This window comes from Falsiroseomonas bella, from assembly GCF_003173615.1.
In the GTDB taxonomy this organism is placed as follows: Bacteria; Pseudomonadota; Alphaproteobacteria; order Acetobacterales; family Acetobacteraceae; genus Falsiroseomonas; species Falsiroseomonas bella.
Map to the genome: position 1 here is coordinate 474924 of NZ_QGNA01000001.1, position 21610 is coordinate 496533.

The window sequence follows — 21610 nt, forward strand, 5'->3', positions numbered from 1 at the left end:
ACCGCGCTTATGATGTCGCGATGCCCTTCGCCTACGACGTGTTCAAGCTGCTGCATGTGCTGGTAGTGGTGCTGCTCCTCGGCAACGTGACGGTCACCTCGATCTGGAAGCTCTACGCGGACCGCACGCGGGACCCCGTGGTCATCGCCTTCGCCCAACGCCTGGTCACGATCACCGACTGGTTCTTCACCTTCTGGGGCATCGTGCTGCTGGTCGCCGGCGGATACGGCGCCGCCTGGATCGCCGGGCTGGACGTGCTGCGCGACGACTGGATCGTCTGGGCCGAGGTGATGTTCGCGCTCGCCGGCGCGATCTGGCTGCTCCTCCTCGTACCGATCCAGATCCGGCAGTCGCGCCTGGCGCGCGGCTTCGCCCGCGGCGGCCAGGTGCCGGAGGAATACCGGCGGCTGAGCCGGCGCTGGATCGCCTGGGGCCTGGTCGCGACCGTGCCGCTGGTGATCGCGACCTGGCTGATGCTGCGGCGTGGCTGGTAGCGGCCCTCTCCGCACGGGGCGGCCGGATGGCCGGCAGCCCCGTGCGGCCGCGGGGGTTTCCCTCAACCCGCGGTCGTGCCATCTCGCCCCGACCGGTCCGCATCGCCCGAGGATCCCACCAAGCATGACAATCGCGGCCACCAGCCGGCTGACCCCGCATCTGCGGCGCCTGGAAGCCGAGGCCATCGGCATCCTGCGCGAGACCGCGGCGAGCTTCCGCAACCCGGTGCTGCTCTACTCGATCGGCAAGGACAGCTCCGTCGTCCTGCACCTGGCGCAGAAGGCCTTCGCGCCCGGGCGGCTGCCCTTCCCCTGCCTGCACATCGCCACCGGCTGGGACTTCCGCGCGATGCTCGACTTCCGCGACCGCCGCGCGAAGGAGCTCGACCTCAACCTGATCGTCCACACCAACCCGGACGGGCTGGCGCGCGGCATCAACCCGATCGAGCATGGCAGCCAGGTGCACATGAACGTCATGGGCACGGAGGCGCTGAAGCAGGCGCTGGACCTGCACAAGTTCGACGCCGCGATCGGCGGCGCCCGGCGCGACGAGGAAAAGGCCCGCGCCAAGGAACGCGTCTTCAGCCACCGCACCGCCGGCCACACCTGGGAGCCCCGCAACCAACGGCCGGAGCTCTGGGGCCTCTACAACACGCGGATCAACCAGGGCGAAGGGATGCGCGTCTTCCCGCTGTCCAACTGGACCGAGTTCGACGTGTGGGACTACATCGCCGCGGAGGACATCCCGATCGTCCCGCTCTACTACGCCGCCGAACGGCCGATCCTGCGCCGCGACGGCATGATCATCATGCGCGACGACGAGCGCATGCCCCTGCTGCCAGGCGAACAGGTGGAGATGTGCTGGGTGCGCTTCCGCACCATGGGTGACTGGCCACTCACCGCCGCCCATGAAAGCCGCGCCGCCACCATCGACGAGGTCATCCTCGAACTGCGCGAGAGCCGCGTGAGCGAACGCGCCGGCCGCCTGATCGACCGCGACCAGGAAGCCTCCATGGAACGCAAAAAGCGCGAAGGGTATTTTTGAGCGGCTGCCGCTGTCGGGTTGCCAAGTGGGGCACCCCGCCGGCGTCAGGTTGCGCCGGCTGACAGCGCAGCGGCACCGCCGGCCGGTGGCCGCGAGACACCTTCGCAACGCGACCGCGGCAGCAGTACGAAAAAACCCCGGCAGGGGGACTGCCGGGGTTCGTGTGACGGGCGTTCAGCCTCTTGTCGTGGTGCGGTGCGCCGCGAGGATCACTCGCTGTTCTGGCGCACGCCCATGAACTGCAGCAGCAGCTGGAACAGGTTCACGAAGTTCAGATACAGCGCCAGCGCGTCGAAGACGCTGCGCTTGCCCGCGAGCTCCGTGCCCTCGGCGTAGGCGTGCTCGATGTAGTCCGCCTTGATCCGCTGCGTGTCGTAGGCGGTGAGGCCGACGAAGACCACCACGCCGATCACGCTGATCGCGAACTGCAGCGCGCTGCTGCCGATGAAGATGTTGACGATGCTCGCGATGATGATGCCGATCAGGCCCATCATCATGAAGCTGCCCATCTTCGTCAGGTCCGCCTTCGTCGTGTAGCCATAGAGGCTGACCGCGCCGAACATCGCCGCCGTGATGAAGAAGGTGCTGGCGATGGAGGCCGAGGTGTAGATCGCGAAGATGTTGGACATCGACGCGCCCATCACCGCGCAGAAGGCCCAGAACAGGGCCTGCGCGCCGGTCTTGCTCATCCGGTTGATGCCGAAGCTCAGCACCAGGATGAAGGCGAGGGGCGAGAACATCGCCACCCAGCCGAGGATCGTCGGCACCGTGGCGTTGCCGCGCGGGGTGCGGACCACCTCGTAGAAGAGGCTGGCAATGGCGGGGTTGCTGGCGATGAGGAAGGCGACGATGCCGGTCAGCAGGAGGCCGGAGGCCATCCAGTTGTAGACCCGCAGCATATACGCCCGGAGACCCTCATCGAGCTGGGCGGCGTCCACGGCCGAGGCCCGCCCGAAGGGCTGGGTCCAGGCCGAGCCGCCCGTCTGGAAGCGGTTGTCGGGGCCGAAAGCCATGGTGAGATCATCCTCCCGGCGGGACGAGGGTGGAATCAGGAAAGGCTGTCACGTCCCGGCGTCCGCCATCATATGGAGTTTTCGTAATCCAGATCAACTGGGGCATCCGTGACGGCTTGATGGAGCCGGCCCGCAAAGGTGACATGGCCGTCAGGCGGCGCCGGTCACCCAGTAGCCCTGGTGCGGCACCGCGCCCTCGGCCTCCAGGCAGGGTCCGACCACCTCGACCGGCTCCGCTGCGCTGTCCAGCACCGCCCGGCAGGAGAGCGACAGGCCGGCGGTGTGCGGCTGGGCGTTGCGCAGGTGCAGGATGGCGGCGGCCGACAGGCCGTAAACCACCCGCCCGACGCCGGTGTAGAAGATGGCCGCCGAGCACATCGCGCAGGGCTCGCCCGAGGAATAGATCGTCGCCCGGCGCAGCCGCGCGCGCGGAAGACCCGCCGCGATCACCGCCTGGCAGGCGTTCATCTCGGAATGCGCGAGCGTCCCGCCCCCGCCGGCCCCCTGGGTGGAGAGGCCCTCGGCGAGGATGGTGCCGTCCTCCGCGACGATCACGGCGGCGAAGGGGCGGTCGCCGCGCTCGCGCGCCTTCATGGCAAGCGCGAAGGCATGGCGGAGCTGGGCGGCGTCGCCCTCGGCGATCGGCTGTTCCATTCCGCCAGGGAAGCCCGCCGCTACTCGTTGCGCAACAGCGGCGCCGGGCGGGCGCGCAGCGCCAGCGCCGTGCCCACATAGCCAAGCGCCAGCGTCAGCAGCACGCAGCCCACCACCACGGCGGCCAGCGTGCCCGGCAGGAACACCCATTCGCCGCGCATGACGAAGCGCACCACCGCCCAGGACGCGGCGGAGCCCGCCGCCGCGGCCAGCAGCCCGGCCACCAGCCCGAGCAGGCCGAATTCCACCAGCCAGGCAGCGCGGATCTGCGACCGGGTCGCGCCGACGGTCTTCAGCACCACCGCGTCGCGGACCCGCCGCCGCTGCCCGGCCGCGACGGCGCCAGCAAGCACCAGCATCCCCGCCAGCAGCGTGACCGAGGAGGTCGCCTGCAGCGCCACGCCGACACGCGTGAGGAGCCCCGCCACCGCCTCCAGCGCGTCGCGCACGCGGATGCCGGAGACGTTGGGGAAGGCGTCCGTGATGGCTCGCAGCACGCCCGTCTCGGCCTCCGGCGCGCTCCGCACGGTCGCGATATGCGTGTGCGGCGCCGCCTCCAGCAGGCCGGGCGAGGCGACCATGACATAGTTGATGCCCAAGCCCCGCCACTGGATCTCCCGCAGGGAGGCGATCGTCAGGTCGATGTCGCGGCCCAGCACGTTGACGGTGATGACGGAGCCAAGACCGATGCCCCAGCCATCGGCGATGTTGGCGTCGAAGGACACCAGCGGTGGGCCGTCATAATCGGCCGGCCACCACTGCCCGGCGACGAGCCGCGTGCCTTCCGGTGGCGTCGCGGCATAGGTCAGGCCGCGGTCGCCACGCATCGCCCAGCGCGTATCCTCCCGCACGCGGCCCATCATCTCCTCGGCCGGCACGCCATCCACCGCGACCACGCGGGCGCGGAGCGACGGGGCGCGCTTCACCTCGGCCACGCCGGGCTGCGCCGCGGCGAGGCGGTCGAACTCCCGCGCCTGCTCGTTCTGGATGTCGATGAAGAAGAAGGAAGGCGCGGCCTGCGGGATCTGGTCGGAGATCTGCCGGCGCAGATTGCCCTCGATGGTGGCGATGGCGGCGAGCGTGGTCAGCCCGATGCCGAGCGCCACCAGCATGGTCGGCGTCGGCGCGCCGGGGCGGTGCAGGTTGGCGAGGCCCAGCCGCCAGGCGGGGCGGCGGATGTGCCGCAGCGACCGCGCGAGCCGCATGAGCGCGCTCGCCCCCAGGCGGAACAGCAGCAGCGTTGCCGCCGCGCCGGCGACGAAGCCCATGGCGAAGCGCGGCTGCTCGGCCGTCGCGATCACCAGCACCGCCAGTGCCAGCCCCGCCGCCGCATTGGCCAGGATCAGCCCGCGCGAGGGCCAGCCCGGATTGGCGGTGACCGTGTCGCGGAACAGCGCCGCACCCGGGATGCGCTGCGCCCGGCCGAGCGGCCAGAGCGCGAAGGCCAGCGCCGTCAGCAGGCCGAACAGCGCGGCGAGGGCCAGTTCATACGGATAGATGCCGAGGCGCGGCGGCACCGGCAGCGCACCGGCCAGCGCCTGCGCCGCCAGCCAGGTCAGCCCGAAGCCCGCCACCAGCCCGATCCCGATGCCGAGCAGCGCCAGCGCCAGCACCTGGATCAGATAGGTCGCCAGGATCGTCCCGGCCGGCGCGCCCAGGCAGCGCAGCGTCGCGATGGTGCGCCCGCGCGCCTCCAGCCAGGCGCGCACGCCCGTCGCCACGCCGATGCCACCCACCAGCAGGGCCGTGAAGCCGGCGAGGGTGAGGAAGGAGGCGGCGCGGTCCAGGAAGCGGGTGACGCGCGGCTCGGCCTCGCCGGCGAAACGCACCCGCCAGCCGCCATCGCCATGCGCCGCCTGCCATTCCTCCGCGAAGCGGCGCGCGTCCACCCCGGCGGGCAGCCGCACGCGGGTGTCGTAGTCGAAGAGCGAGCCCGGCTGGATCAGCCCGGTCTCGGGGATGGCGGAGGCCAGCGCCAGGGCGCGCGGGCCGAGCACCGCGGGGCTCGCGATGCGGTCGGGCTCCGTCGCGACGATGCCGACGAAGCGGAAGGTCGCCTCCCCGATCCGGACCGGATCGCCGGGCCGCAGCCCGAGGCGCTCGGCCACCGAACCTTCCAGCGCCACGCCGTGCCGGCCCTGGCGCGGGGCGAGGGTGGCGTCGGCGGGCGCCAGCACCAGTTCGCCATAAAGCGGATAGAGGGCATCCACCGCCTTCAGCTCCACCAGCGACCGCTCGCCCGAGGGGGCGATGGCCATGGCGCGCATCTCGATCACTTCGGAGACGACGGCGCCGCGCGCCGTCGCCCAGTCCTTCGCGGCCTGGGAGAGCGCGCGCTGGTTGGTCTCCACCTCGAGGTCGCCGCCGAGCAGCCTGGCGCCGTCGGCCCGCAGCCCGGCCTCGGTCGCGGCGCGCAGCGTGCCGACCGCGGCGATGGCCGCCACGCCGAGGGCGAGGCAGGCGAGCACGATGCGCAGCGACTTCAGCCCGCCGCGCAGCTCGCGGCGGGCGAGCCGCCAGCCCTGCAGGATATGCGTGGTCATTCGGCGGCGAGCCGCAGCGCCTGGGTGTCGCTGACGATCCGCCCATCCTCGATCCGCACCTGGCGACCACAACGCTCGGCCAGCGCCGGGTCGTGGGTGATCAGCAGCAGCGTGGTGCCGAGCCGGGCGCGCAGGCCGAACAGCAGGTCCATCACCACGACGCCCGTCGCGCGGTCGAGGTTGCCGGTCGGCTCGTCGGCCAGGATCAGCCGCGGCTCCGCCACCACGGCGCGGGCCAGCGCCACGCGCTGCTGCTCGCCGCCCGAGAGCTGGCCGGGATAATGCTCCAGCCGGTGGCCGAGCCCGACCTCCTTCAACGCTGCCGCGGCGCGGTCGAAGGCGTCGCGCCGCCCGGCGAATTCCAGGGGGATCGCGACATTCTCCAGGGCCGTCATGGTCGGCACGAGGTGGAAGGCCTGGAAGACAATCCCAATCTCATCGCGGCGGAACCGGGCCAGCGCATCCTCGTCCAGCCCGGCGAGGTCCCGGCCCGCCACGGAGAGGCGGCCGGCCGTCGGCCGCTCCAGCCCGGCCAGCAGCATCAGGAGCGAGGTCTTGCCCGAACCCGAGGGTCCGACGATCCCCACCGCCTCCCCGGCGGCCACGGACAGATCCACCCCCCGCAGCACCTGCACCGGGCCGGAAACGGCCTGGGCGGTGAAGACGAGGCCGCTGGCCTGGATGAGGGACGCTGGCTGGTCGATCACGGGTCTCTCCGGCATTTCCCCCCGATATGGGCGCCGGGCGGTGCTGCGAAAGGCATGCGCCGGTATCGCAATGTTGCTGGCGGCGAGTCACGGCGCCGCGGCGCAGGGGGCTGGCGGAGGGGAGATCCGCCTGCTGATGCTGGGGGATTCCATCACGGCCGGCTTCGGCTTGGCGCGCTCCGAGGGGCCGCCGGCCCGGATCCAGGCGCTTCTGCGGGAGAAGGGGCGGAATGTCCGGGTGATCGATGCCGGCGTCTCGGGCGACACCACGGCGGGGGGCCGGGCGCGCCTGGCCTGGGCGCTGGCCGACCGCCCGCATGCGGTGATCGTGGCGCTGGGGGGCAATGACGGGTTGCGCGGGCTGACCCCGGCGCAGATGAAGGCCAATCTCGAGGACATCCTGGACCGCCTCGGCCAGCGCAACATCCCGGTGCTGCTGGCCGGCATGGTCGCGCCCCCCAATCTCGGCCGCGACTACGGGGAGGAATTTTCCGCGGTTTTCGAGACGCTGGCGCGGGAGAGGCCGAACGTCGTGTTCTATCCCTTCCTGCTGGACGGCGTGGCCGGGAACCCGGCGCTCAACCAGGCGGACCGCATCCACCCGACGGCGGAGGGGGCCGACCTGATCGCCCGCCGGATGCTGCCTTTCATCAAAACCCTTCTGGACCGCGTCGCGATTCCCGCCGCAGGCTAAACGGGTTCGGATTCGCGGAGGGCTCCCCATGCTGCGCCTCTTCGTCGCCCTCGCCCTGCCCGCCCTGGTCAAGACGCAGCTCGGCGCGCTGGCGGGCGGCATCCCCGGGGCGAAATGGGTCCCGCCCGAGAACTACCACCTGACGCTCCGCTTCATCGGCGAGATCGAGCCCTGGCGCGCCGAGGAGGTGGACGCGGCGCTGGCCGGCATCCGCTCGCCACGCTTCGACCTGGCGCTGGCCGGGATCGGCACCTTCGAGAAGGCCGGGCGGATCATGTCCCTGCATGTCCCGGCGGAGCGGTCGGAGGCGCTGGGCCGTCTGCAGGGCAAGGTGGAGACCGCGCTGCAGCGTGTGGGCCTGGAGCCGGAGCGGCGCCGCTTCGCCCCGCATGTCACCCTGGCCCGCACTGAGAAGGCGGAGACGCACAAGCTCGTCTCCTTCCTGCAGGCGCATGCGCTGTTCCGCCCGCCGCCGGTGCCGATCGAGCACTTCACCCTGTTCTCCTCCCGGCTCGGGAAGGAAGCCGCGCATTATGTTCCGGAGGTGGAGTACGAGCTCGCGTGATCCGCTTTCGCGGCCGCGCCCCACGGTGGTAAGGTGGCTGCCGTGCGCTTCCGCCCCGCCCTGACGCGCCTGCTGGTCGTCCTGCTGCTGCTGCAGTGGGGCACGGCCCTCGGCCATTGCCTGCGCCTGGCGGCGCCGGCGCCGGGCTTCACGGTGGAGATCTGCACCGCGGAGGGCTTGCACCGGGTGACCCTGCCGGGCGGCGAGGACGCGCCGGCCGAGCATGCGCATGCCGGCGGCATCTGCCCCGCCTGCCAGGGCCCGGCCGCCTTCGCGCTGCTGCCACCCACGCCCGGCGTCGCCGCGCCCGTGGTGCTGGCCCAGAGCGCCGACCCGCCGCCCCCGCCCCAGCCGCAATTCCCGACGCCGCCGCGGTCCTGCCAGCCGAGGGCGCCGCCGACCTCCTGATCCGACCCGTCCCAACTCTCCGGATTCAGGAATTCAGCTCATGTCGAACGATGGTCTTCGCGCGCGCCCGCTGTCGCGGCGCGTCCTTCTCACTTTGGCCACCCCCCTCCTCCTGCCCGCTGCCGCGCGGGCGCAACCGGCGGGCGGGATCACCGTCACCGCCCCCTGGACCCGCGCCATGCGGGCCGGCGGCACAGGCGCCGGCTTCATGACCATCCGCAACGCCGGTACGACCCCCGACCGCCTGGTCGCGGCCCGCGCTGGCATCGCGCGCGTGGTCGAGTTGCACACGCATGTCCGCGAAGGCGACGTGATGCGCATGCGCCCGGTGCCGGCGATCGAGGTGCCGGCCGGCGGCACCGTCACGCTCCAGCCCGGCGGGCTGCACCTGATGCTGATCGGCCTCAACGCAGCGCTGGAGCAGGGAAGCAGCGTGCCGGTGACTTTGGTCTTCGAGCGCGCCGGCGAGATCGCCATCGAGCTCAAGGTCGAAAGCGCCGGCGCCCGCGGACCCGCCGCGCAAGGCCACGGCCACTGACGCGCAGCGAGGGCGGGGTGTAGAGGGCCGCGTGCCCCTCCTCGCCCTCGCTTATCTCGCCTTCATCGGGCTCGGCCTGCCCGATCCGCTGCCCGGCGCGCTGTGGCCCGAGGTCGCGCCGGCCTATGGCCTGCCGAATGCCGGGCTCGGCCTGCTGCTGGCAGGGCTTTCGGTCGGCTACATACTGGCCGGGCTGCTGGCCGGGCGGATCATCGCGGCACTCGGCATCGGCGGCGTGCTGGCGGCGAGCGTCGGCGCCACCGCCCTCGCCGCCTTCGGCCAGGCGCTGGCGCCGCCCTTCGGCCTGTTCGTCACGCTGGCGGTGCTGGCCGGGGCGGGCGGTGGCGCGGTGGATGCGGCGCTGAACGCCTGGTCGGCGCGGCATCTCGCGCCGCGCCACCTGAACTGGCTGCATGCCTGCTGGGGGATCGGCGCCACGCTCGGCCCTGCCGCCGCCGCGGCACTGCTGGCGGCGGGCGCGGGGTGGCAGGCGGTGTATGCGACCGCCGGCGCGCTGCTCGCCGCGCTGGCCGGCGGCTTCGTGCTGACCCGCCGGCGCTGGGACGACACGCCGCCGCCCGAGGCCCCGCCGCGCCACGGCACCATTGCCGCGCTGCGCTCCCCGGTCGCGCGGCTGCAGATGGCGGTGTTCTTTGTCTACACCGGGTTGGAGGCCGGCGCCGGCCAATGGGCGGCGACGATCCTCACCGCGCGCGGCGCAACCCCGGCCGAGGGCGCGGCCGCCGCCACGCTGTTCTTCGCCGCGCTGGCCGGCGCGCGCATCGGGATGGGCTTCGTGGTGGACCGGATCGGTCCCGACCGGCTGCTGCGCCTCGCGGTGCCGCCGACCGCAGTGGCAGCGCTGCTGCTGGCCTTCGGCGGGGCCGACCTGCTGGCGCTGGTGCTGCTCGCCACCCTGCTGGCGCCGGTCTATCCGACCGTGATGGCGCGGACGCCCGCGCGGCTCGGGCCGCTCGCCACCCATGCCTTCGGGCTGCAGGTGGCGGCGGCGATGGCCGGGGTGGCGGTGCTGCCGGGGCTGATGGGGCTCGCCGCCGACGCCTTCGGCGCGGCGGCGGTGCCCTGGCTCCTGGTGGGGCTCTCGGTGCTGCTGGCCTGGCTGGTGCTGCGCCTGCCGGAGCCCCGTGCCGCTTCGGCTACAGGATGAAGTCCGTGGCGGCGAGGCTCGTCACGCCGGTCAGCGCGATCTCCATGTCGGCCGCCGCGTCGCCGTTCACGTCGAACTGCACGATCGCCTTGCCGTCCTGCACGGTGTAGCGCGCCTGCCCGCCCTTGCCGGTTGCGAAGGCGTCGGTGCCGATGAAGGTGAAGGCGTCGTCCTCGAGCGTCGCGGTCCGCGCATCGATGGCCGAGACGTCCAGCCGGTCGCCGCGGGTGAAATCCTCCACCACGTCGCGGTTGGCGCCGACAGCGCTGTGGGTCTGCACGATGTCGCCGATGCGGCTCCAGACGAAGATGTCCGCGCCCTCGCCGCCGCGCATCACGTCCCGCCCGGCATCGCCCTGCAGGGTGTCATCCCCGAACCCGCCGGAGAGGGAATCGGCGCCGTAGCCGCCGATCAGCAGGTCGTTCCCGCCATCGCCCGAGAGGCTGTCGTTGTTATGGCCGCCATCCAGCGTGTCGTTGTCGAAGCTGCCGGAGAGATGGTCGTTGCCGGCGCCACCGGAGAGCTTGTCGTTGCCGTAGCCGCCATGCAGCTGGTCGTTGCCGCTGAAGCCGTCCAGCACGTCGTTGCCGTCGCCGCCTTCCAGCAGGTCATCCTCGCTGCCGCCGTCCAGCGTGTCGGCGCCGGCATGGCCGCGCAGCGTGTCGCGCCCCGCGCCGCCGAACAGCTTGTCGTTGCCCGCATCGGCCGCACCGAGCACGTCGCCCTGGATCAGGTCGTCGCCATTGCCGCCGAGGATGTGGTCGGACCCCTCGTTGCCCTGCAGAACGTCGCCGTTGTCGCCGCCATTGATCGTGTCGTTGCCGCTGCCGCCACTGATCGTGTCGCTGCCGAACTCGCCCATCAGGCTGTCGGCGCCGGCGCCGCCCACCATCAGGTCCGCGCCGTCATAGCCCGACATCGTGTCGTTGCCGTCGCCGCCATACATCGTGTCGAGGCCCGCGCCGCCGCGCAGCACGTCGTTGCCGGTGCCTCCATCCATCCAGTCGTCGCCGTCGCCGCCGTTCATCGTGTCGCGCCCGGCGCCGCCCAGCAGGCGGTCATTGTCTTCGAAGCCCTCGAGCTGGTCGTTGCCGTCGCCGCCTTCGAGGGTGTCGTTGCCCTGGTGGCCGAACAGCGTGTCGTTGTCGGCCCCGCCCTTCAGCAGGTCGTTGCCGCCGCCGCCATGCAGGTAGTCGTTGCCGGCATCGCCCCAGAGCGTGTCGTTGCCGTCGCCGACGAAGATCAGGTCGTCGCCCTCGAAGCCGCGGGCGCGGTTGTTGCCGCCGTTGAGGAAGAAGGTCTCCCCGAACAGGCCGGTGGCGCGCCAGCCGGTGAAGTCGTCGGCGCGGTCGTCGCCGTCGTAGCGGAAGATGCTCATGGCGGAGGTCCCTTCTTGCCTGGCCGCTTCGGTGCGCGGCGATGGGGGGACACTGCCGCACGGGGCCGGGCGCCACCTGTTCCCGGCGGGACACCCCGCGCGGGAGGCGCTATCCTGGCGGCATGGCAGCCCCCTCCATCGTGGTGCTCACCGGCGCCGGGATCAGCCGGGAATCGGGCCTGGCGACCTTTCGCGACGCCGACGGCATCTGGGCCAAGGTGCGGATCGAGGATGTCGCGACGCCGGAGGCCTTCGCGCGCGACCCGGCGCGCGTCCACGCCTTCTACAACGCGCGCCGCGCCCAGCTGCGCGATCCCGCCATCCTGCCGAACGCCGCCCATCACGCCCTGGCCGAGCTGGAGGCACGCTGGCCCGGGGACTTCCTGCTGGTCACGCAGAACGTGGATTCCCTGCACGACCGTGCCGGCTCCCGCCGGCTGCTGCACATGCATGGCGAGCTGATGAAGGCGCGCTGCCGCCATTGCGGCGCCGTCTCGCCCTGGGAGGCGGACCTCTCCACCGCCACGCCCTGCCCCGCCTGCGGCAAGGCGGGCGGCATGCGGCCGCATGTCGTCTGGTTCGGCGAGATGCCGCTGCACATGGAGGAGATCGGCGCCGCGCTGGACCGCTGCGGCCTGTTTGTCGCGATCGGCACCAGCGGGCAGGTCTATCCCGCCGCGGGCTTCGTCGCCGAGGTGCGCGGCCGCGCCCGCACGGTGGAGCTGAACCTCGAAGCCTCGGCGGTGCGCGGCGACTTCGACGAGGCGCGACACGGCAAGGCGACCGAGATCGTGCCGCGCTTCGTGGCGGAGCTGCTCGCCAGATGCTGATCCGCGCCGCGCTGGCCGTTCTGCTGCTCGCGCTGCCCGCGGCGGCGCAGGATACAAGGCGTCCGCCGCCCGGGCTGCTCATGCCGGGCGTCGGCCCCGACGACCCGCGGCGGCCGGTGAACCGTCGCCTGCAGCCCTTCGAATCCCTCGGCCGGGTGCAGACCGAGCTCGGCGGGCGCTGCACCGGCGCGCTGGTGGCGCCGGACCGGGTGCTGACGGCGGCGCATTGCCTGATCGCACCCCGCACCAACCGCCCGGTGCAGCCGCGCTCGGTGCATTTCCTGCTGGGCTATGAGCGCGGCGAATGGACGGCGCAGGCGCGCGTCGCCAGCTTCGTCATCGGGGACGGCTATGACCCGCAGCGGGGGGAGGCGGGCGCCGACTGGGCGCTGCTGACGCTGGACCGGCGCCTCGGCCCGCCGCATCGGCCGCTGCCGCTGCTGCGCCAGGTGCCGGCGCCGCGCACGCCCGCGATGCTCGCCGGCTACCAGCAGGACCGGCCGGAGGTGCTGCTGGCGGATTCCCAGTGCCGCATCCTCGGCCTCAACCGGCCGCGCGGCGGCCTGCCGACGCTGGTGCATGACTGCGCCGGCACGCGCGGATCGAGCGGCGCGCCGCTGCTGGTCCAGCTGCCGGGCGGCGGCTGGGGCGTGGCGGGCGTGGCGGCGGCCGTGAGCGCCGACATGGCGCTCGGCTTCGCCGTCCCGGCCGCGGTGGTGGGCGAGGTGGAGTGAGATGGGCGGGATGAGGCATCGTATCCTGGCCGCCGCGGCGGCCGCCCTGCTGGTCGCGCCCGCCGCGGCGCAGGAGGCGCCGTCCCGCCCGCAGGTGCAGCTGCGGCCGCCGCCGGCCTGGATGACCAACCCGCCGAGCGGCCCGCCGAAGGTCGAGCTGCGCCGCGCGCCCGACTGGCTGATCACGCCTGAGCAGGGCCGGCCGCAGGGCCAGCGCCCGGCGGCGCCGCGACCCGCCGAGCCCGCGGCCCCGCCCGCCGCGCCGCGCCAATCCGCGACGCCGCCGCCGGCCGGGCAGTCGCCCTCCCCGCAGGCTGCGGCCCCGCCGGCGGCGCGGCGCCTGGGCATCGGGCGGGAGGATCCGCGCGTGCCGGTGGATCCGGCCGTCGCCCCCTGGCGCGGCGTGGGCCGCCTGCAGCGGGACGGCGCCACCTGCACCGGGGCGCTGGTCGGGCCGCGCAGCGTCGTCACCGCCGCCCATTGCCTGGTGGGGGGCGGCGAGGACGGCAAGCGGATCATGCCCGCCTCCGCCTTCCGCTTCCTGCTGGGCTTCGAGCGCGGGCGCTGGGTGGCCGAAGCGCGGGTCAGGGCGATCCGGGTGGACCCGGATTTCGACGCCTCCGCCGCCTCGCCCGGGCCGGACTGGGCGGATTGGGCGCTGCTGACGCTGGACCGGCCGCTCGGCACGCCGGACCGCGTGCTGCCGCTGCTGCGCCGGGTGCCGCTGGCGAGCGACCGGGCGATGGTGGGCGGCTACCAGCAGGACCGGCGCGACGTGCTGCTGGCGGACCCGGATTGCCGGGTGGTCGGCACAACGATGCACGACCTCGGCCGCCCCATGCTGCTGCATGACTGCACCGCGACGCGCGGCGCCTCCGGCGGGCCGGTGCTGGTGGAACTGCCGGAGGCGGGCGGCTGGGCCGTTGCGGGCGTGCTGGTGGCGATGCGGCGCGGCATGCCGATCGGCGTGGCCGTGCCGGCCGAGGTGCTGCCCGAGCTGGAATAGGCGGGATCAGCCCCCGTCGCGTTCCAGCCGCTCGATGTCGTCGTCCGAGAAGCCGAAATGATGGGCGATCTCGTGGATCAGCACGTTGCGGACCAGGCGGAACAGATCCTCCCCGGTCTCGATCCATTCCAGCAGGATCGGCTCGCGGTAGAGGGTGATGCTGTCGGGCTCCGCCGGCACGTCCAGCACGCTCTTCTGCGTCAGCGGCGTGCCCCGGTAGAGGCCGGTCAGCGCCCAGGGGCTTTCCAGGCCGACCGCCTGGGCGGTCTCCTCGTCGGCGACCTCCTCCACAACGATGGCGGCGCCGCGCACCAGGTCGCGCAGTTCCTTCGGGATCGCCGAGAAGGCCTGCTCGGCCAGCTCGACGATGTCCTCGAGCGTGGGGGGGTGGTGGAACCGTGCCATGCCGCATCCACCTCTTGCGGCATCGTCCCGTCAAGCCGGAGCCGTGACCGATGATCGAGAAGCTGGATGACGCCGCCCGCGCGGCCCTGCCCGAGACCCTGCCGCGCTGGACCCTGGTGGAGGGGCGCGACGCGATCCGGCGCGATTTCCGCTTCCGCGACTTCTCCGAGGCCTGGGGCTTCATGGGCCGCGTGGCGTTGCTGGCGGAGAAGCAGGACCATCACCCCGAATGGTTCAACGTCTGGAACCGGGTGGAGATCGTGCTGAGCACGCATGACGCGGGCGGCCTTTCGGCGCGCGACGTCGCGCTCGCGCAGGCGATCGACGCGCTGGTGGCGTAGCGGGCGGCTATCCGCCGCCCTGCCACTGCTTCACCGCCTCGATAGGCCAGAGCAGCATCAGCACGTTCAGCGTCAGGTTGTCGCGGATCATCCAGCCGACGAAGAGCTCCATCGCCAGCACCAGGACGACGCTGAGCCAGACCGGCAGCCGCGCGGCCAGCCAGAAGCCCACCCACATGGCGGCGATGTCGGCCACCGAATTGATCACGCTGTCGCCGAAATAGTCGAGGGAGATGGTCGTCTCGCGGTAGTGGCGGATCACCGCATCGGTGTTCTCGATGACTTCCCACGCGGCCTCGACCAGCGTCGCAATGGCGAGGCGCGGCCAGAAGCCGGCATTGCGCAGCAGCAGCCAGGTGGCGCCGTAGAACAGCAAGCCGTGCACGACGTGGGACGGCGTGTACCAGTCCGTGAGGTGCTGGGAGTTGCCGCTGGAGAACACCTCGCCATGCCAGAGCGAGACATAGCCGCACTTGCAGATCGGCGTCCGCCCCATCCAGAGCAGGACCGCCGCGGCGAGCACGGCGGTCCCGAGGATGACAAGAGGCCAGAGCCCCGGACGATTGCTGGCTACGCGGCGCGTCGGACGCTCCTGCCTTCGAACAGGTCGCGACCGGCGACCAGGGCGCGGATCTTCGCATCCACGATGTTGCGCTTCAACATCCAGAAGCCGCAGTCGGGGTGGATGTAGCGCACGCGGCCGGGGCCGATCACCGTCTCCGCCCGCTCGATCGCGCGGGCGATGTCGTCCGCGCTCTCGACATCGGTGCGCTTGATGTCCACCACGCCGAGGCCCATGCCGATCTCCGGCCGCAGGTTGCGGAAGACCGCGAGTTCCTCGGCGGGACGGTGGGCGTTCTCCATCACCACATGGTCCACCTGCAGGCTGTTCAGGTAGCCCATCAGCTTGTCCCAGCCGCCCTTCTGGATCGACTGGCCCCCATAGTTGCCGAAGCAGAGATGCACCGCGGCCTTGGTCTTCACCGCGCGCAGCACGCGGTTGATCGCCTCCGCGGCCCAGGGCGCCTCCTCCGGGCTGCCGGGCAGGTTCGCCTCGTCCACCTGGATCACCGCCGCGTCGCAATGCGCCACCTGCTCGGCCAGCACGTCGGCGATGGCGAGCGCCACCTTCTCCGCGCTGCCGCCGTAGTGTTTGTCGATCAGCGTCTTCGCCAGCATGTGCGGGCCGGTCAGGGTGAACTTCAGCGGCTTCGTCGCCAACCGTCGCGCCTTCGCGCAGGCCGCCGGCAGGTCCAGCGTGCCGTGCCCGATCGGTCCGTCCACCACGCCGGGCGGACGCAGGCGGAAGGCCATGCCGCGCTGGGCGCGGTACTCCAGCACCTCCTCGAAGGTGGCGTCGTTGCGGATGCCGGAGAGCGGGCGGGTGAAATACTCGATCATCCCGTTGGTCTCGGGATGGTTCACGTCGAAGCGGTAGAGCTCGCCGTCGCAGACCAGGTCGATCCCCGCCTGCTCCTGCGTGGTGATCACCACGCGCGTCGCGTCGGCGACGGCCGTCTCCGACGGCAGCGCGGCCAGCCAGTCGGGAACCGGATAGCTCCCGACGACGGTGGTGAGGATACGCGGGGTGCTCATCGCGCGGCCCCCCGGAAGCCGGGCACGGCGGGGTCCAGCAGCTCGTTGGTCATCACCTCGGCAGGCGTGGTGGCGGGGATGTTGAAGGCAGTCTTCACCGCCTCGATCGTCTGCTCCATGCGCGCCGGCTCCATGCCGCCGAGCGGCTGCGTCGAGCCCGCATCGGAGGTCATCAGCACGCCGACCAGGCCCCAGCCGACGCGCAGGTCCTCGACGCTCATCGCCGCCGGCTGCGCCGTGGCGGCAAGGCAGGGCTCGGGGTTGGCGAGGCAGGCGGCATAGGCGCGCTGCGTCACGCGGGTGAAGCGCTGCGCGGCGTCGCGATTGCCGCGCAGCCAGGCGCCGTTGAAGAAGAAGGCGTTGCCATAGGGATTGAAGCCGATGTCGCGCGTCGCGACGAAGCCGAGATCCTGCCCGAGCGCACGCTGATAGACGTGATGCGAGGTGTAGAACTCCGTCGTGATGTCGATCGCGCCCGACTGCAGCGAGGTCACCTTGGCCGGCGGCGCGATGTTCACCCAGGAGACGGAATCGGCCGGGATGCCGAGTGCGCGGGAGATCATCGGCCACATCACGCGCGCCGCATCCGCCGGCGGCGTGCCGATGCGCCTTCCGCGGAAATCCTGCGGTGAGGCGATGCCCGCCGACTTGCGCCAGTAGATGCCGTAGGGCGATTGGACATAGATCATCATGCCCGCGACGAGATCGGCGCCCTGCGCGCGCGCCTGCAGCGCGACCGGGCTGTCCACGATGCCGACCTGCGCCTGGCCGGCGCCGACGCGCTGCGCGGCAAAGCCGGAGCCGCGGCCGTTCTCGATCGTCAGCGCGATGCCGGCATCGCGGTACATGCCCTGCTGCTGCGCCCAGTAGAGCGGCGCGTGATCGGGGCCCGGCGTCCAGTTCAGCACCAGCGCCATGCGGTCCTGTGCCGCTGCAGGCACGGCGAGGCCGAGCGCCGCGGCGGCGGCGAGCAATGTGCGTCGGATCATGGTTCTTCCTCCCTCATGCTATTCCGAGCCGGTCGTAGACCCGGCGCGCCAGGGCGCCGAATTCCGGGGTGTTGCGGATCGCGAGCTCGCGCGGCTCCGGCAGGTCCACGGCGAAATGATCGGCCATGCGGGCTGGGCCGGCGGTGAGCACCGCGACCTGGGTGGCGCAGAACACCGCTTCCTGCACGCCATGCGTCACCAGCACGACGGTCTTGCCGGAACTCGCCCAGATGCGCCGGATCTCGAGGTTCATCCGCTCGCGCGTCAGCGCATCCAGCGCGCCGAAGGGCTCGTCCAGCAGCACGAGCTTGGGGTCGTGCACCAGCGCGCGGGCGAGGCTCACGCGCTGCTGCATGCCGCCCGAAAGCTCGTAGGGATACTTGTCCTCGTTGCCCTCGAGCCCGACCAGCGCCAGCAGGTCGCGCGCGCGTTCCCGCGCGGCCTTCGTGGGCAGGCCGAGGATCTCGGCGGGCAGCATCACGTTGTCCAGCACGCGGCGCCATTTCAGCAGCAGCGGCGCCTGGAAGGCCACGCCGATGTCGCGCCCCGGATCGAAGCCGGCATGGCCGATGCGCAACTCGCCCCCGTCATGCGGATGCAGCCCGGCGAGGATCTTCAGTAGTGTGGACTTGCCGCAACCCGACGGGCCGACAAGGGCGAGGAACTCGCCATCGCCCAGGTCGAAGCTGGCATCGCTGACCGCCACCGTCTCACGCCCGCCGGTGCGGTAGGTCTTGGAGACGCCGCGGAGGCTGAGGAAAGGCTCAGCGGAGGCGCGCATCTTCGGTCACCACCAGCCGCTCCAGCGCGACGACGAGGCCATAGAGCGTGACGCCCACCAGCGTCACAAGGATCAGGGACATCACCATCACCGGCGTGTCGAGCGTGCCCTGCGCCGACATGATCACGAAGCCGAGGCCCGCCTCCGATCCCACGAACTCGCCCACGATCGTGCCGGCGATGGCCAGCACCGCGGCCACGCGCATGCCGCTGAACAGATAGGGCAGCGAGGAGGGAAGCTGGATCTTCCGAAAGACCTGCCAGCGCGTGGCGCGCACGGTGCGCACCAGGTCGAGCAGCTCGGGCTCCACCTCCGCCAGGCCGCGCGCGGTGGTGATGACGATGGGGAAGAAGGCGATGACGAAGGTGATCGCGATGTTCGGCACCAGCCCGTAGCCGAGCCACACGATGAAGAGCGGCGCCAGCGCGACCTTCGGGATCAGGTTCAGCGTGACCAACAGCGGCATCAGCGCGCGGCGCAGCGGCGCGAACCAAGTGAAGAGCACGGCCAGCATCACGCCGATGCCCACCGCCAGCGCGAAGCCGCCGAAGGCCTCCGCGGCGGTGATCAGCACATGGCGCCACCAGTCGATCTGCGGCGCGCCGAGCGCGCGGATGGTCTCGAGCGGACCGGGCAGGATGAAGCGCGGCACGCCGCCCCAGCTCGTCGCCCAGGCCCACAGCGCCAGGACGGCAAGGTGGGCGAGAACGGCCGGCGCGTGGCGGCGCAGCGCGCCCATCTCAGTTCACGGTGATGCGGGCCTCGCGGATGACGCGGCCCCATTTCTCGGTTTCGCTGCGCATCGTCGCGGCAAGCTCGGCCGGCGTCGAGGAGACCGCGTCGGCGCCGGCCGCGGCCAGGCGCTGCTGCGTCGCGGGCTCCGCCAGGGCTTCGCGGATCACGGCGTTCAGCCGCTCGATCACCGGGGCGGGCGTGCCGGCCGGCGCCATCACCGCGCCCCAGGAGGTCGCCTGCGCCTCGGGGAAGCCGGCCTCCGCCATGGTCGGCACGTTCGGCAGCAGCGCGGATCGCCGCGGGCCGGTGACGGCCAGCGCGCGCACGCGGTTGGCCTGGATCATCGGCAGCGCCGAGGGCAGCTGGTCGAGCATGATCTGCACGGTGCCCGCCACCGTGTCGTTCAGCGCCGGCGCGCTGCCGCGATAGGGCACGTGCTGCATGTCGACGCGCGCGACGAGCTTGAACAGCTCGGGCACCAGATGGGTGGAGCTGCCATTGCCGCCCGATCCGTAGGAGAGCTGGCCGGGCCGCGCCTTCAGCAGCGCCACCAGATCCTGCAGCGTCTGCGCCTGCACCGCGGGATTCACGATCACGACATGGTCGGTCGCGAAGGCCATCGAGATGCCGGCGAGGTCGGTCGCCGGGTTGAAGCTCATGTTGTTGTAGAGGTGCGGGTTGATGGTCAGCGTGCCGGTCGTGCCCATCAGGATGGCATAGCCGTCCGGCGCGCTGCGCACGATGTTCTCCACGCCGACATTGCCGGCCGCGCCCGTGCGGTTCTCCACGGTCACGGGCTGGCCGAGCTTCGCCTGGATGCGCTCGCCGAGGATGCGCGCGACGACATCCGTGGCACCGCCCGGCGGGAAGGGTACGACGAAGCGCATCGGGCGCGTCGGCGCCCATGCTTGCGCGCGCGCGGCGCCCGGCAGCAGTGGCGCCGCCAGGGCGGCGCCGAGAAGGGTTCGGCGTGTGGTGCGTTGCATGCTTCGTTGTCCTCCCGGTCTTTCTTCTGTCAGACGAAGGCGGCGTGCCGCCTGGTGATCTCGTCCAGGACCTCGTCCGGGTCCCTTGCCCACCAGAGCTTCGAGAGGATCTCCACCTCCGCGAAACCGCCGGCATAGCCGGCCTCGACCGCCATGCGGCGGATGGCGGGAATGTCGATCACGCCCTCGCCGGGGAGACCGCGGTCGAAGACGGTGTCGGTGGTGGGCACCTTCCAGTCGCAGACATGGAAGGCGGCGATGCGCGTGCCCGCGCGCGCCACCTGCCGCGCCAGATCGGGATCCCACCACACGTGATAGACATCGAGCGCGATGCCCACGCCTTCGCCCAGCTCGTCGCAAAGATCGAGCGCCTGGGACAGCGTGGAGAGCACGGAACGGTCCGCGCAGGTCATCGGGTGCAGGGGCTCCAGCGCCAGCGTCACGCCGGCCGCGCGGGCGTCCGGCAGGATGGCGTGCAGGCCCTCGCGCATCTGCTCCCGTGCGCCGGGCAGGTCCTTCGATCCGGGCGGCAATCCGCCGCCCAGCACCACCAGGCAGCGCGCGCCGATGGCATGCGCCTCCGCGATGGCGCGGCGGTTGTCCTCGATCGCGGCGGCGCGGCCGGCGGCGTCCGCGGCGGGGAACATGCCGCCCCGGCAGAGGCCCGTCACGGTGAGGCCCGCGTCACGGATGTGCCGCGCCGCCTTCTCGACGCCCATCGCCTGCAGCACGTCGCGCCAGGGCGAGATGCCGGCGATGCCGTGCCGCACGCAGCCCTCGATGCACTGCGCGAGGTTCCAGCGTTCCTTGACGGTGACCGAGTTGAGCGAGATCTGCATCAGGCGACGCCGTGCACCGCCAGCAGCGAGCGCATGCGGCTGACGGCCATATCCGGATCGCGCAGCAGCCCGGCCTTGTCGGCCAGGCGGAACAACTCGGAAAAATGCTGGATGCTGCGCGCGCTCTGCTGGCCGCCGACCATGACGAAATGCTCCTGGTGGCCGTTCAGCCACGCCATGAACACGACGCCCGTCTTGTAGAAGCGCGTCGGCGCCCGAAAAATGTGGCGGCTCAGCGGGACTGTCGGCGCCAGGATGTCGTGGAAGGTCGTCAGGTCGTTGCGCTGCAGGCTGGCCAGCGCCCCGCCCACCGCCGGCGCGATCGGGTCGAAGATGCCGAGCAGCGCATCCGAATAGCCGTGCTCGTCGCCGGCGATCAGCTCCGCGTAGTTGAAGTCGTCGCCGGTGTACATGCGCACGCCCTTCGGCAGGCGGCGGCGCATCGCGATCTCCTTCCTGTCATCGAGGAGGGAAATCTTCACGCCGTCCACCTTGGCGGCGTTGGCGTGGATGACGGCGAGCGCCGTCTCCATCGCGGCCATGTGGTCGTGGTTGCCCCAATAGCCTTCCAGCGCGGGGTCGAACATCTCGCCGAGCCAGTGGATGATCACCGGCTGCTTCACCTGGCCCAGGATGCGGTTGTAGACGCGCTCGTAGTCGGCCGGGCTGCGCGCGGCCTTGGCCAGGGCGCGCGACGCCATCAGGATGATGCGGCCGCCCATCTTCTCGACCGCTTCGCACTGCTCTTCGTAGGCGCGGATGACGTCGTCCACGGTGACGTCGGGGCCGGGTGCGAGGTGATCCGTGCCGGCGCCGGACGCCATCACCGCGCCGGGCACGTCCTTCATCGCGTCGAGCGAGCGGCGGATCAGTTCCTGCGCGGCGGTCCAGTCCAGCCCCATGCCGCGCTGCGCCGTGTCCATGGCTTCCGCCACGCCGAGGCCGAGGGACCAGAGATACTTGCGGAAGGCGATGGTGCGGTCCCAGTCCACCTTGGCGTCGAGCCAGGGATCCTGCTCGGCCAGCGGGTCGGCCACCACATGCGCGGCGGCCAGCGCCACGCGCGGGAAGGGCGGCGTCGCCTTCGGAAAGTCACGCGGCACGCTGGTGGTGAAGACTTCGACGCGACCAGATGCGTTCGGAAGGCTGATCGTCGGCATG

At 72.0% G+C, this 21610-nt stretch carries 25 protein-coding genes; 11 read left to right on the forward strand and 14 right to left on the reverse strand.

Translation table 11 applies throughout. The features are described from left to right. Positions 1 to 20 precede the first annotated feature (20 nt). Entirely contained in the window at positions 21 to 494 is a 474-nt protein-coding gene (locus DFH01_RS02130; protein WP_109868743.1) for a DUF2269 family protein, read from the forward strand. Between the two features lie 124 nt (positions 495 to 618). After that, a complete protein-coding gene (gene cysD / locus DFH01_RS02135; protein ID WP_109868744.1) occupies positions 619 to 1539 on the forward strand; it encodes a sulfate adenylyltransferase subunit CysD in 921 nt (306 codons plus the stop codon). A gap of 209 nt (positions 1540 to 1748) precedes the next feature. Here cysD and DFH01_RS02140 read toward each other — a convergent pair whose 3' ends face one another. From DFH01_RS02140 to DFH01_RS02155, 4 genes are all read right to left on the reverse strand, one after another. Beyond that, the gene (locus tag DFH01_RS02140; protein ID WP_109868745.1) at positions 1749 to 2552 is read right to left on the reverse strand and encodes a Bax inhibitor-1/YccA family protein; all 804 of its coding nucleotides are present in this window, start codon (positions 2550 to 2552) and stop codon (positions 1749 to 1751) included. 150 nt (positions 2553 to 2702) lie between these two features. After that, positions 2703 to 3206 (reverse strand): nucleoside deaminase, encoded by a 504-nt coding sequence (locus DFH01_RS02145; protein ID WP_109868746.1) that lies wholly within the window; start codon positions 3204 to 3206, stop codon positions 2703 to 2705. A gap of 20 nt (positions 3207 to 3226) precedes the next feature. Continuing rightward, positions 3227 to 5749, reverse strand: a complete 2523-nt coding sequence (locus DFH01_RS02150; protein WP_109868747.1) for an ABC transporter permease — start codon at positions 5747 to 5749, stop codon at positions 3227 to 3229. Then, the gene (locus DFH01_RS02155; protein ID WP_442899681.1) at positions 5746 to 6456 is read right to left on the reverse strand and encodes an ABC transporter ATP-binding protein; all 711 of its coding nucleotides are present in this window, start codon (positions 6454 to 6456) and stop codon (positions 5746 to 5748) included. Before DFH01_RS02155 ends, DFH01_RS02150 begins: the two co-directional genes overlap by 4 nt. 136 nt (positions 6457 to 6592) lie before the next feature. Here DFH01_RS02155 and DFH01_RS02160 point away from each other — a divergent pair, with 136 nt between their 5' ends. From DFH01_RS02160 to DFH01_RS02180, 5 genes are read left to right on the forward strand one after another with little or no spacing between them, the layout of a single operon-like run. Beyond that, the gene (locus tag DFH01_RS02160) at positions 6593 to 7150 is read left to right on the forward strand and encodes an arylesterase (protein ID WP_332903259.1); all 558 of its coding nucleotides are present in this window, start codon (positions 6593 to 6595) and stop codon (positions 7148 to 7150) included. 28 nt (positions 7151 to 7178) lie between these two features. Further along, positions 7179 to 7715, forward strand: a complete 537-nt coding sequence (gene thpR, locus DFH01_RS02165; RefSeq protein ID WP_199231108.1) for an RNA 2',3'-cyclic phosphodiesterase — start codon at positions 7179 to 7181, stop codon at positions 7713 to 7715. A 33-nt stretch (positions 7716 to 7748) separates the two neighbouring features. Further along, entirely contained in the window at positions 7749 to 8123 is a 375-nt protein-coding gene (locus DFH01_RS02170; protein WP_109868750.1) for a DUF2946 family protein, read from the forward strand. A 40-nt stretch (positions 8124 to 8163) separates the two neighbouring features. Next, entirely contained in the window at positions 8164 to 8661 is a 498-nt protein-coding gene (locus tag DFH01_RS02175; RefSeq protein ID WP_109868751.1) for a copper chaperone PCu(A)C, read from the forward strand. A gap of 31 nt (positions 8662 to 8692) precedes the next feature. Continuing rightward, on the forward strand, positions 8693 to 9829 hold the full coding sequence (locus DFH01_RS02180; protein ID WP_109868752.1) for an MFS transporter: 1137 nt from the start codon (positions 8693 to 8695) through the stop codon (positions 9827 to 9829). Here DFH01_RS02180 and DFH01_RS02185 read toward each other — a convergent pair. Further along, positions 9819 to 11207, reverse strand: a complete 1389-nt coding sequence (locus DFH01_RS02185; protein WP_109868753.1) for a calcium-binding protein — start codon at positions 11205 to 11207, stop codon at positions 9819 to 9821. The two genes, DFH01_RS02180 and DFH01_RS02185, sit on opposite strands and share 11 nt — an antisense overlap. A 122-nt stretch (positions 11208 to 11329) precedes the next feature. Between DFH01_RS02185 and cobB the strand changes: the two genes are divergently transcribed. The 3 genes from cobB to DFH01_RS02200 are packed head-to-tail and all read left to right on the forward strand — an operon-like array spanning position 11330 to position 13777. Further along, positions 11330 to 12037, forward strand: a complete 708-nt coding sequence (gene cobB / locus DFH01_RS02190; RefSeq protein ID WP_109868754.1) for a Sir2 family NAD+-dependent deacetylase — start codon at positions 11330 to 11332, stop codon at positions 12035 to 12037. Next, positions 12031 to 12771 carry a trypsin-like serine peptidase gene (locus DFH01_RS02195; RefSeq protein WP_109868755.1) on the forward strand — a complete coding sequence of 247 codons (741 nt, stop codon included), beginning with the start codon at positions 12031 to 12033 and terminating at the stop codon, positions 12769 to 12771. The genes cobB and DFH01_RS02195 overlap by 7 nt, the downstream gene beginning before the upstream one ends. 10 nt (positions 12772 to 12781) lie before the next feature. After that, complete coding sequence (locus DFH01_RS02200; RefSeq protein WP_158287581.1) at positions 12782 to 13777, forward strand: trypsin-like serine peptidase; 996 nt, start codon at positions 12782 to 12784, stop codon at positions 13775 to 13777. Between the two features lie 6 nt (positions 13778 to 13783). Here the strand turns inward: DFH01_RS02200 and DFH01_RS02205 are convergent, their stop codons facing one another. Continuing rightward, on the reverse strand, positions 13784 to 14182 hold the full coding sequence (locus DFH01_RS02205) for a metallopeptidase family protein (RefSeq protein ID WP_109868757.1): 399 nt from the start codon (positions 14180 to 14182) through the stop codon (positions 13784 to 13786). A 50-nt stretch (positions 14183 to 14232) separates the two neighbouring features. Here DFH01_RS02205 and DFH01_RS02210 point away from each other — a divergent pair, with 50 nt between their 5' ends. Beyond that, positions 14233 to 14523, forward strand: coding sequence for a 4a-hydroxytetrahydrobiopterin dehydratase (locus tag DFH01_RS02210; RefSeq protein ID WP_109868758.1), 291 nt, complete (start codon positions 14233 to 14235; stop codon positions 14521 to 14523). Positions 14524 to 14530: 7 nt separating this feature from the next. Here DFH01_RS02210 and DFH01_RS02215 read toward each other — a convergent pair whose 3' ends face one another. Genes DFH01_RS02215 through DFH01_RS02250 form a run of 8 tightly spaced genes read right to left on the reverse strand, consistent with a single transcriptional unit; the run spans position 14531 to position 21609 of the window. After that, positions 14531 to 15199 carry a DUF2585 domain-containing protein gene (locus tag DFH01_RS02215; protein WP_269846222.1) on the reverse strand — a complete coding sequence of 223 codons (669 nt, stop codon included), beginning with the start codon at positions 15197 to 15199 and terminating at the stop codon, positions 14531 to 14533. Beyond that, a complete protein-coding gene (locus DFH01_RS02220; protein WP_109868759.1) occupies positions 15094 to 16119 on the reverse strand; it encodes a cobalamin-independent methionine synthase II family protein in 1026 nt (341 codons plus the stop codon). The genes DFH01_RS02215 and DFH01_RS02220 overlap by 106 nt, the downstream gene beginning before the upstream one ends. Then, complete coding sequence (locus DFH01_RS02225; RefSeq protein ID WP_109868760.1) at positions 16116 to 17108, reverse strand: ABC transporter substrate-binding protein; 993 nt, start codon at positions 17106 to 17108, stop codon at positions 16116 to 16118. The genes DFH01_RS02220 and DFH01_RS02225 overlap by 4 nt, the downstream gene beginning before the upstream one ends. A gap of 13 nt (positions 17109 to 17121) precedes the next feature. Next, entirely contained in the window at positions 17122 to 17889 is a 768-nt protein-coding gene (locus DFH01_RS02230) for an ABC transporter ATP-binding protein (protein ID WP_109868761.1), read from the reverse strand. After that, complete coding sequence (locus DFH01_RS02235) at positions 17873 to 18628, reverse strand: ABC transporter permease (protein ID WP_109868762.1); 756 nt, start codon at positions 18626 to 18628, stop codon at positions 17873 to 17875. Before DFH01_RS02235 ends, DFH01_RS02230 begins: the two co-directional genes overlap by 17 nt. 1 nt (position 18629) lies before the next feature. Continuing rightward, entirely contained in the window at positions 18630 to 19610 is a 981-nt protein-coding gene (locus tag DFH01_RS02240) for a Bug family tripartite tricarboxylate transporter substrate binding protein (RefSeq protein WP_109868763.1), read from the reverse strand. A 29-nt stretch (positions 19611 to 19639) separates the two neighbouring features. Next, complete coding sequence (locus DFH01_RS02245) at positions 19640 to 20449, reverse strand: sugar phosphate isomerase/epimerase family protein (protein ID WP_109868764.1); 810 nt, start codon at positions 20447 to 20449, stop codon at positions 19640 to 19642. Then, on the reverse strand, positions 20449 to 21609 hold the full coding sequence (locus DFH01_RS02250; protein ID WP_109868765.1) for a dihydrodipicolinate synthase family protein: 1161 nt from the start codon (positions 21607 to 21609) through the stop codon (positions 20449 to 20451). Before DFH01_RS02250 ends, DFH01_RS02245 begins: the two co-directional genes overlap by 1 nt. Position 21610: the final 1 nt, after the last annotated feature.

What these genes read in the sequence shown, in the direction of transcription:
- DFH01_RS02140 (WP_109868745.1), bottom strand. Translation starts at nt 2,552, where the DNA reads ATGGCTTTCGGCCCCGACAACCGCTTCCAGACGGGCGGCTCGGCCTGG.
- DFH01_RS02225 (WP_109868760.1), bottom strand. Translation starts at nt 17,108, where the DNA reads ATGATCCGACGCACATTGCTCGCCGCCGCCGCGGCGCTCGGCCTCGCC.
- thpR (WP_199231108.1), top strand. Translation starts at nt 7,179, where the DNA reads ATGCTGCGCCTCTTCGTCGCCCTCGCCCTGCCCGCCCTGGTCAAGACG.
- cobB (WP_109868754.1), top strand. Translation starts at nt 11,330, where the DNA reads ATGGCAGCCCCCTCCATCGTGGTGCTCACCGGCGCCGGGATCAGCCGG.
- DFH01_RS02175 (WP_109868751.1), top strand. Translation starts at nt 8,164, where the DNA reads ATGTCGAACGATGGTCTTCGCGCGCGCCCGCTGTCGCGGCGCGTCCTT.
- DFH01_RS02200 (WP_158287581.1), top strand. Translation starts at nt 12,782, where the DNA reads ATGAGGCATCGTATCCTGGCCGCCGCGGCGGCCGCCCTGCTGGTCGCG.
- DFH01_RS02250 (WP_109868765.1), bottom strand. Translation starts at nt 21,609, where the DNA reads ATGCCGACGATCAGCCTTCCGAACGCATCTGGTCGCGTCGAAGTCTTC.
- DFH01_RS02210 (WP_109868758.1), top strand. Translation starts at nt 14,233, where the DNA reads ATGATCGAGAAGCTGGATGACGCCGCCCGCGCGGCCCTGCCCGAGACC.
- DFH01_RS02205 (WP_109868757.1), bottom strand. Translation starts at nt 14,182, where the DNA reads ATGGCACGGTTCCACCACCCCCCCACGCTCGAGGACATCGTCGAGCTG.
- DFH01_RS02220 (WP_109868759.1), bottom strand. Translation starts at nt 16,119, where the DNA reads ATGAGCACCCCGCGTATCCTCACCACCGTCGTCGGGAGCTATCCGGTT.
- DFH01_RS02235 (WP_109868762.1), bottom strand. Translation starts at nt 18,628, where the DNA reads ATGGGCGCGCTGCGCCGCCACGCGCCGGCCGTTCTCGCCCACCTTGCC.
- DFH01_RS02245 (WP_109868764.1), bottom strand. Translation starts at nt 20,449, where the DNA reads ATGCAGATCTCGCTCAACTCGGTCACCGTCAAGGAACGCTGGAACCTC.
- DFH01_RS02150 (WP_109868747.1), bottom strand. Translation starts at nt 5,749, where the DNA reads ATGACCACGCATATCCTGCAGGGCTGGCGGCTCGCCCGCCGCGAGCTG.
- DFH01_RS02145 (WP_109868746.1), bottom strand. Translation starts at nt 3,206, where the DNA reads ATGGAACAGCCGATCGCCGAGGGCGACGCCGCCCAGCTCCGCCATGCC.
- cysD (WP_109868744.1), top strand. Translation starts at nt 619, where the DNA reads ATGACAATCGCGGCCACCAGCCGGCTGACCCCGCATCTGCGGCGCCTG.
- DFH01_RS02185 (WP_109868753.1), bottom strand. Translation starts at nt 11,207, where the DNA reads ATGAGCATCTTCCGCTACGACGGCGACGACCGCGCCGACGACTTCACC.
- DFH01_RS02130 (WP_109868743.1), top strand. Translation starts at nt 21, where the DNA reads ATGCCCTTCGCCTACGACGTGTTCAAGCTGCTGCATGTGCTGGTAGTG.
- DFH01_RS02240 (WP_109868763.1), bottom strand. Translation starts at nt 19,610, where the DNA reads ATGCAACGCACCACACGCCGAACCCTTCTCGGCGCCGCCCTGGCGGCG.
- DFH01_RS02160 (WP_332903259.1), top strand. Translation starts at nt 6,593, where the DNA reads ATGCTGGGGGATTCCATCACGGCCGGCTTCGGCTTGGCGCGCTCCGAG.
- DFH01_RS02230 (WP_109868761.1), bottom strand. Translation starts at nt 17,889, where the DNA reads ATGCGCGCCTCCGCTGAGCCTTTCCTCAGCCTCCGCGGCGTCTCCAAG.
- DFH01_RS02195 (WP_109868755.1), top strand. Translation starts at nt 12,031, where the DNA reads ATGCTGATCCGCGCCGCGCTGGCCGTTCTGCTGCTCGCGCTGCCCGCG.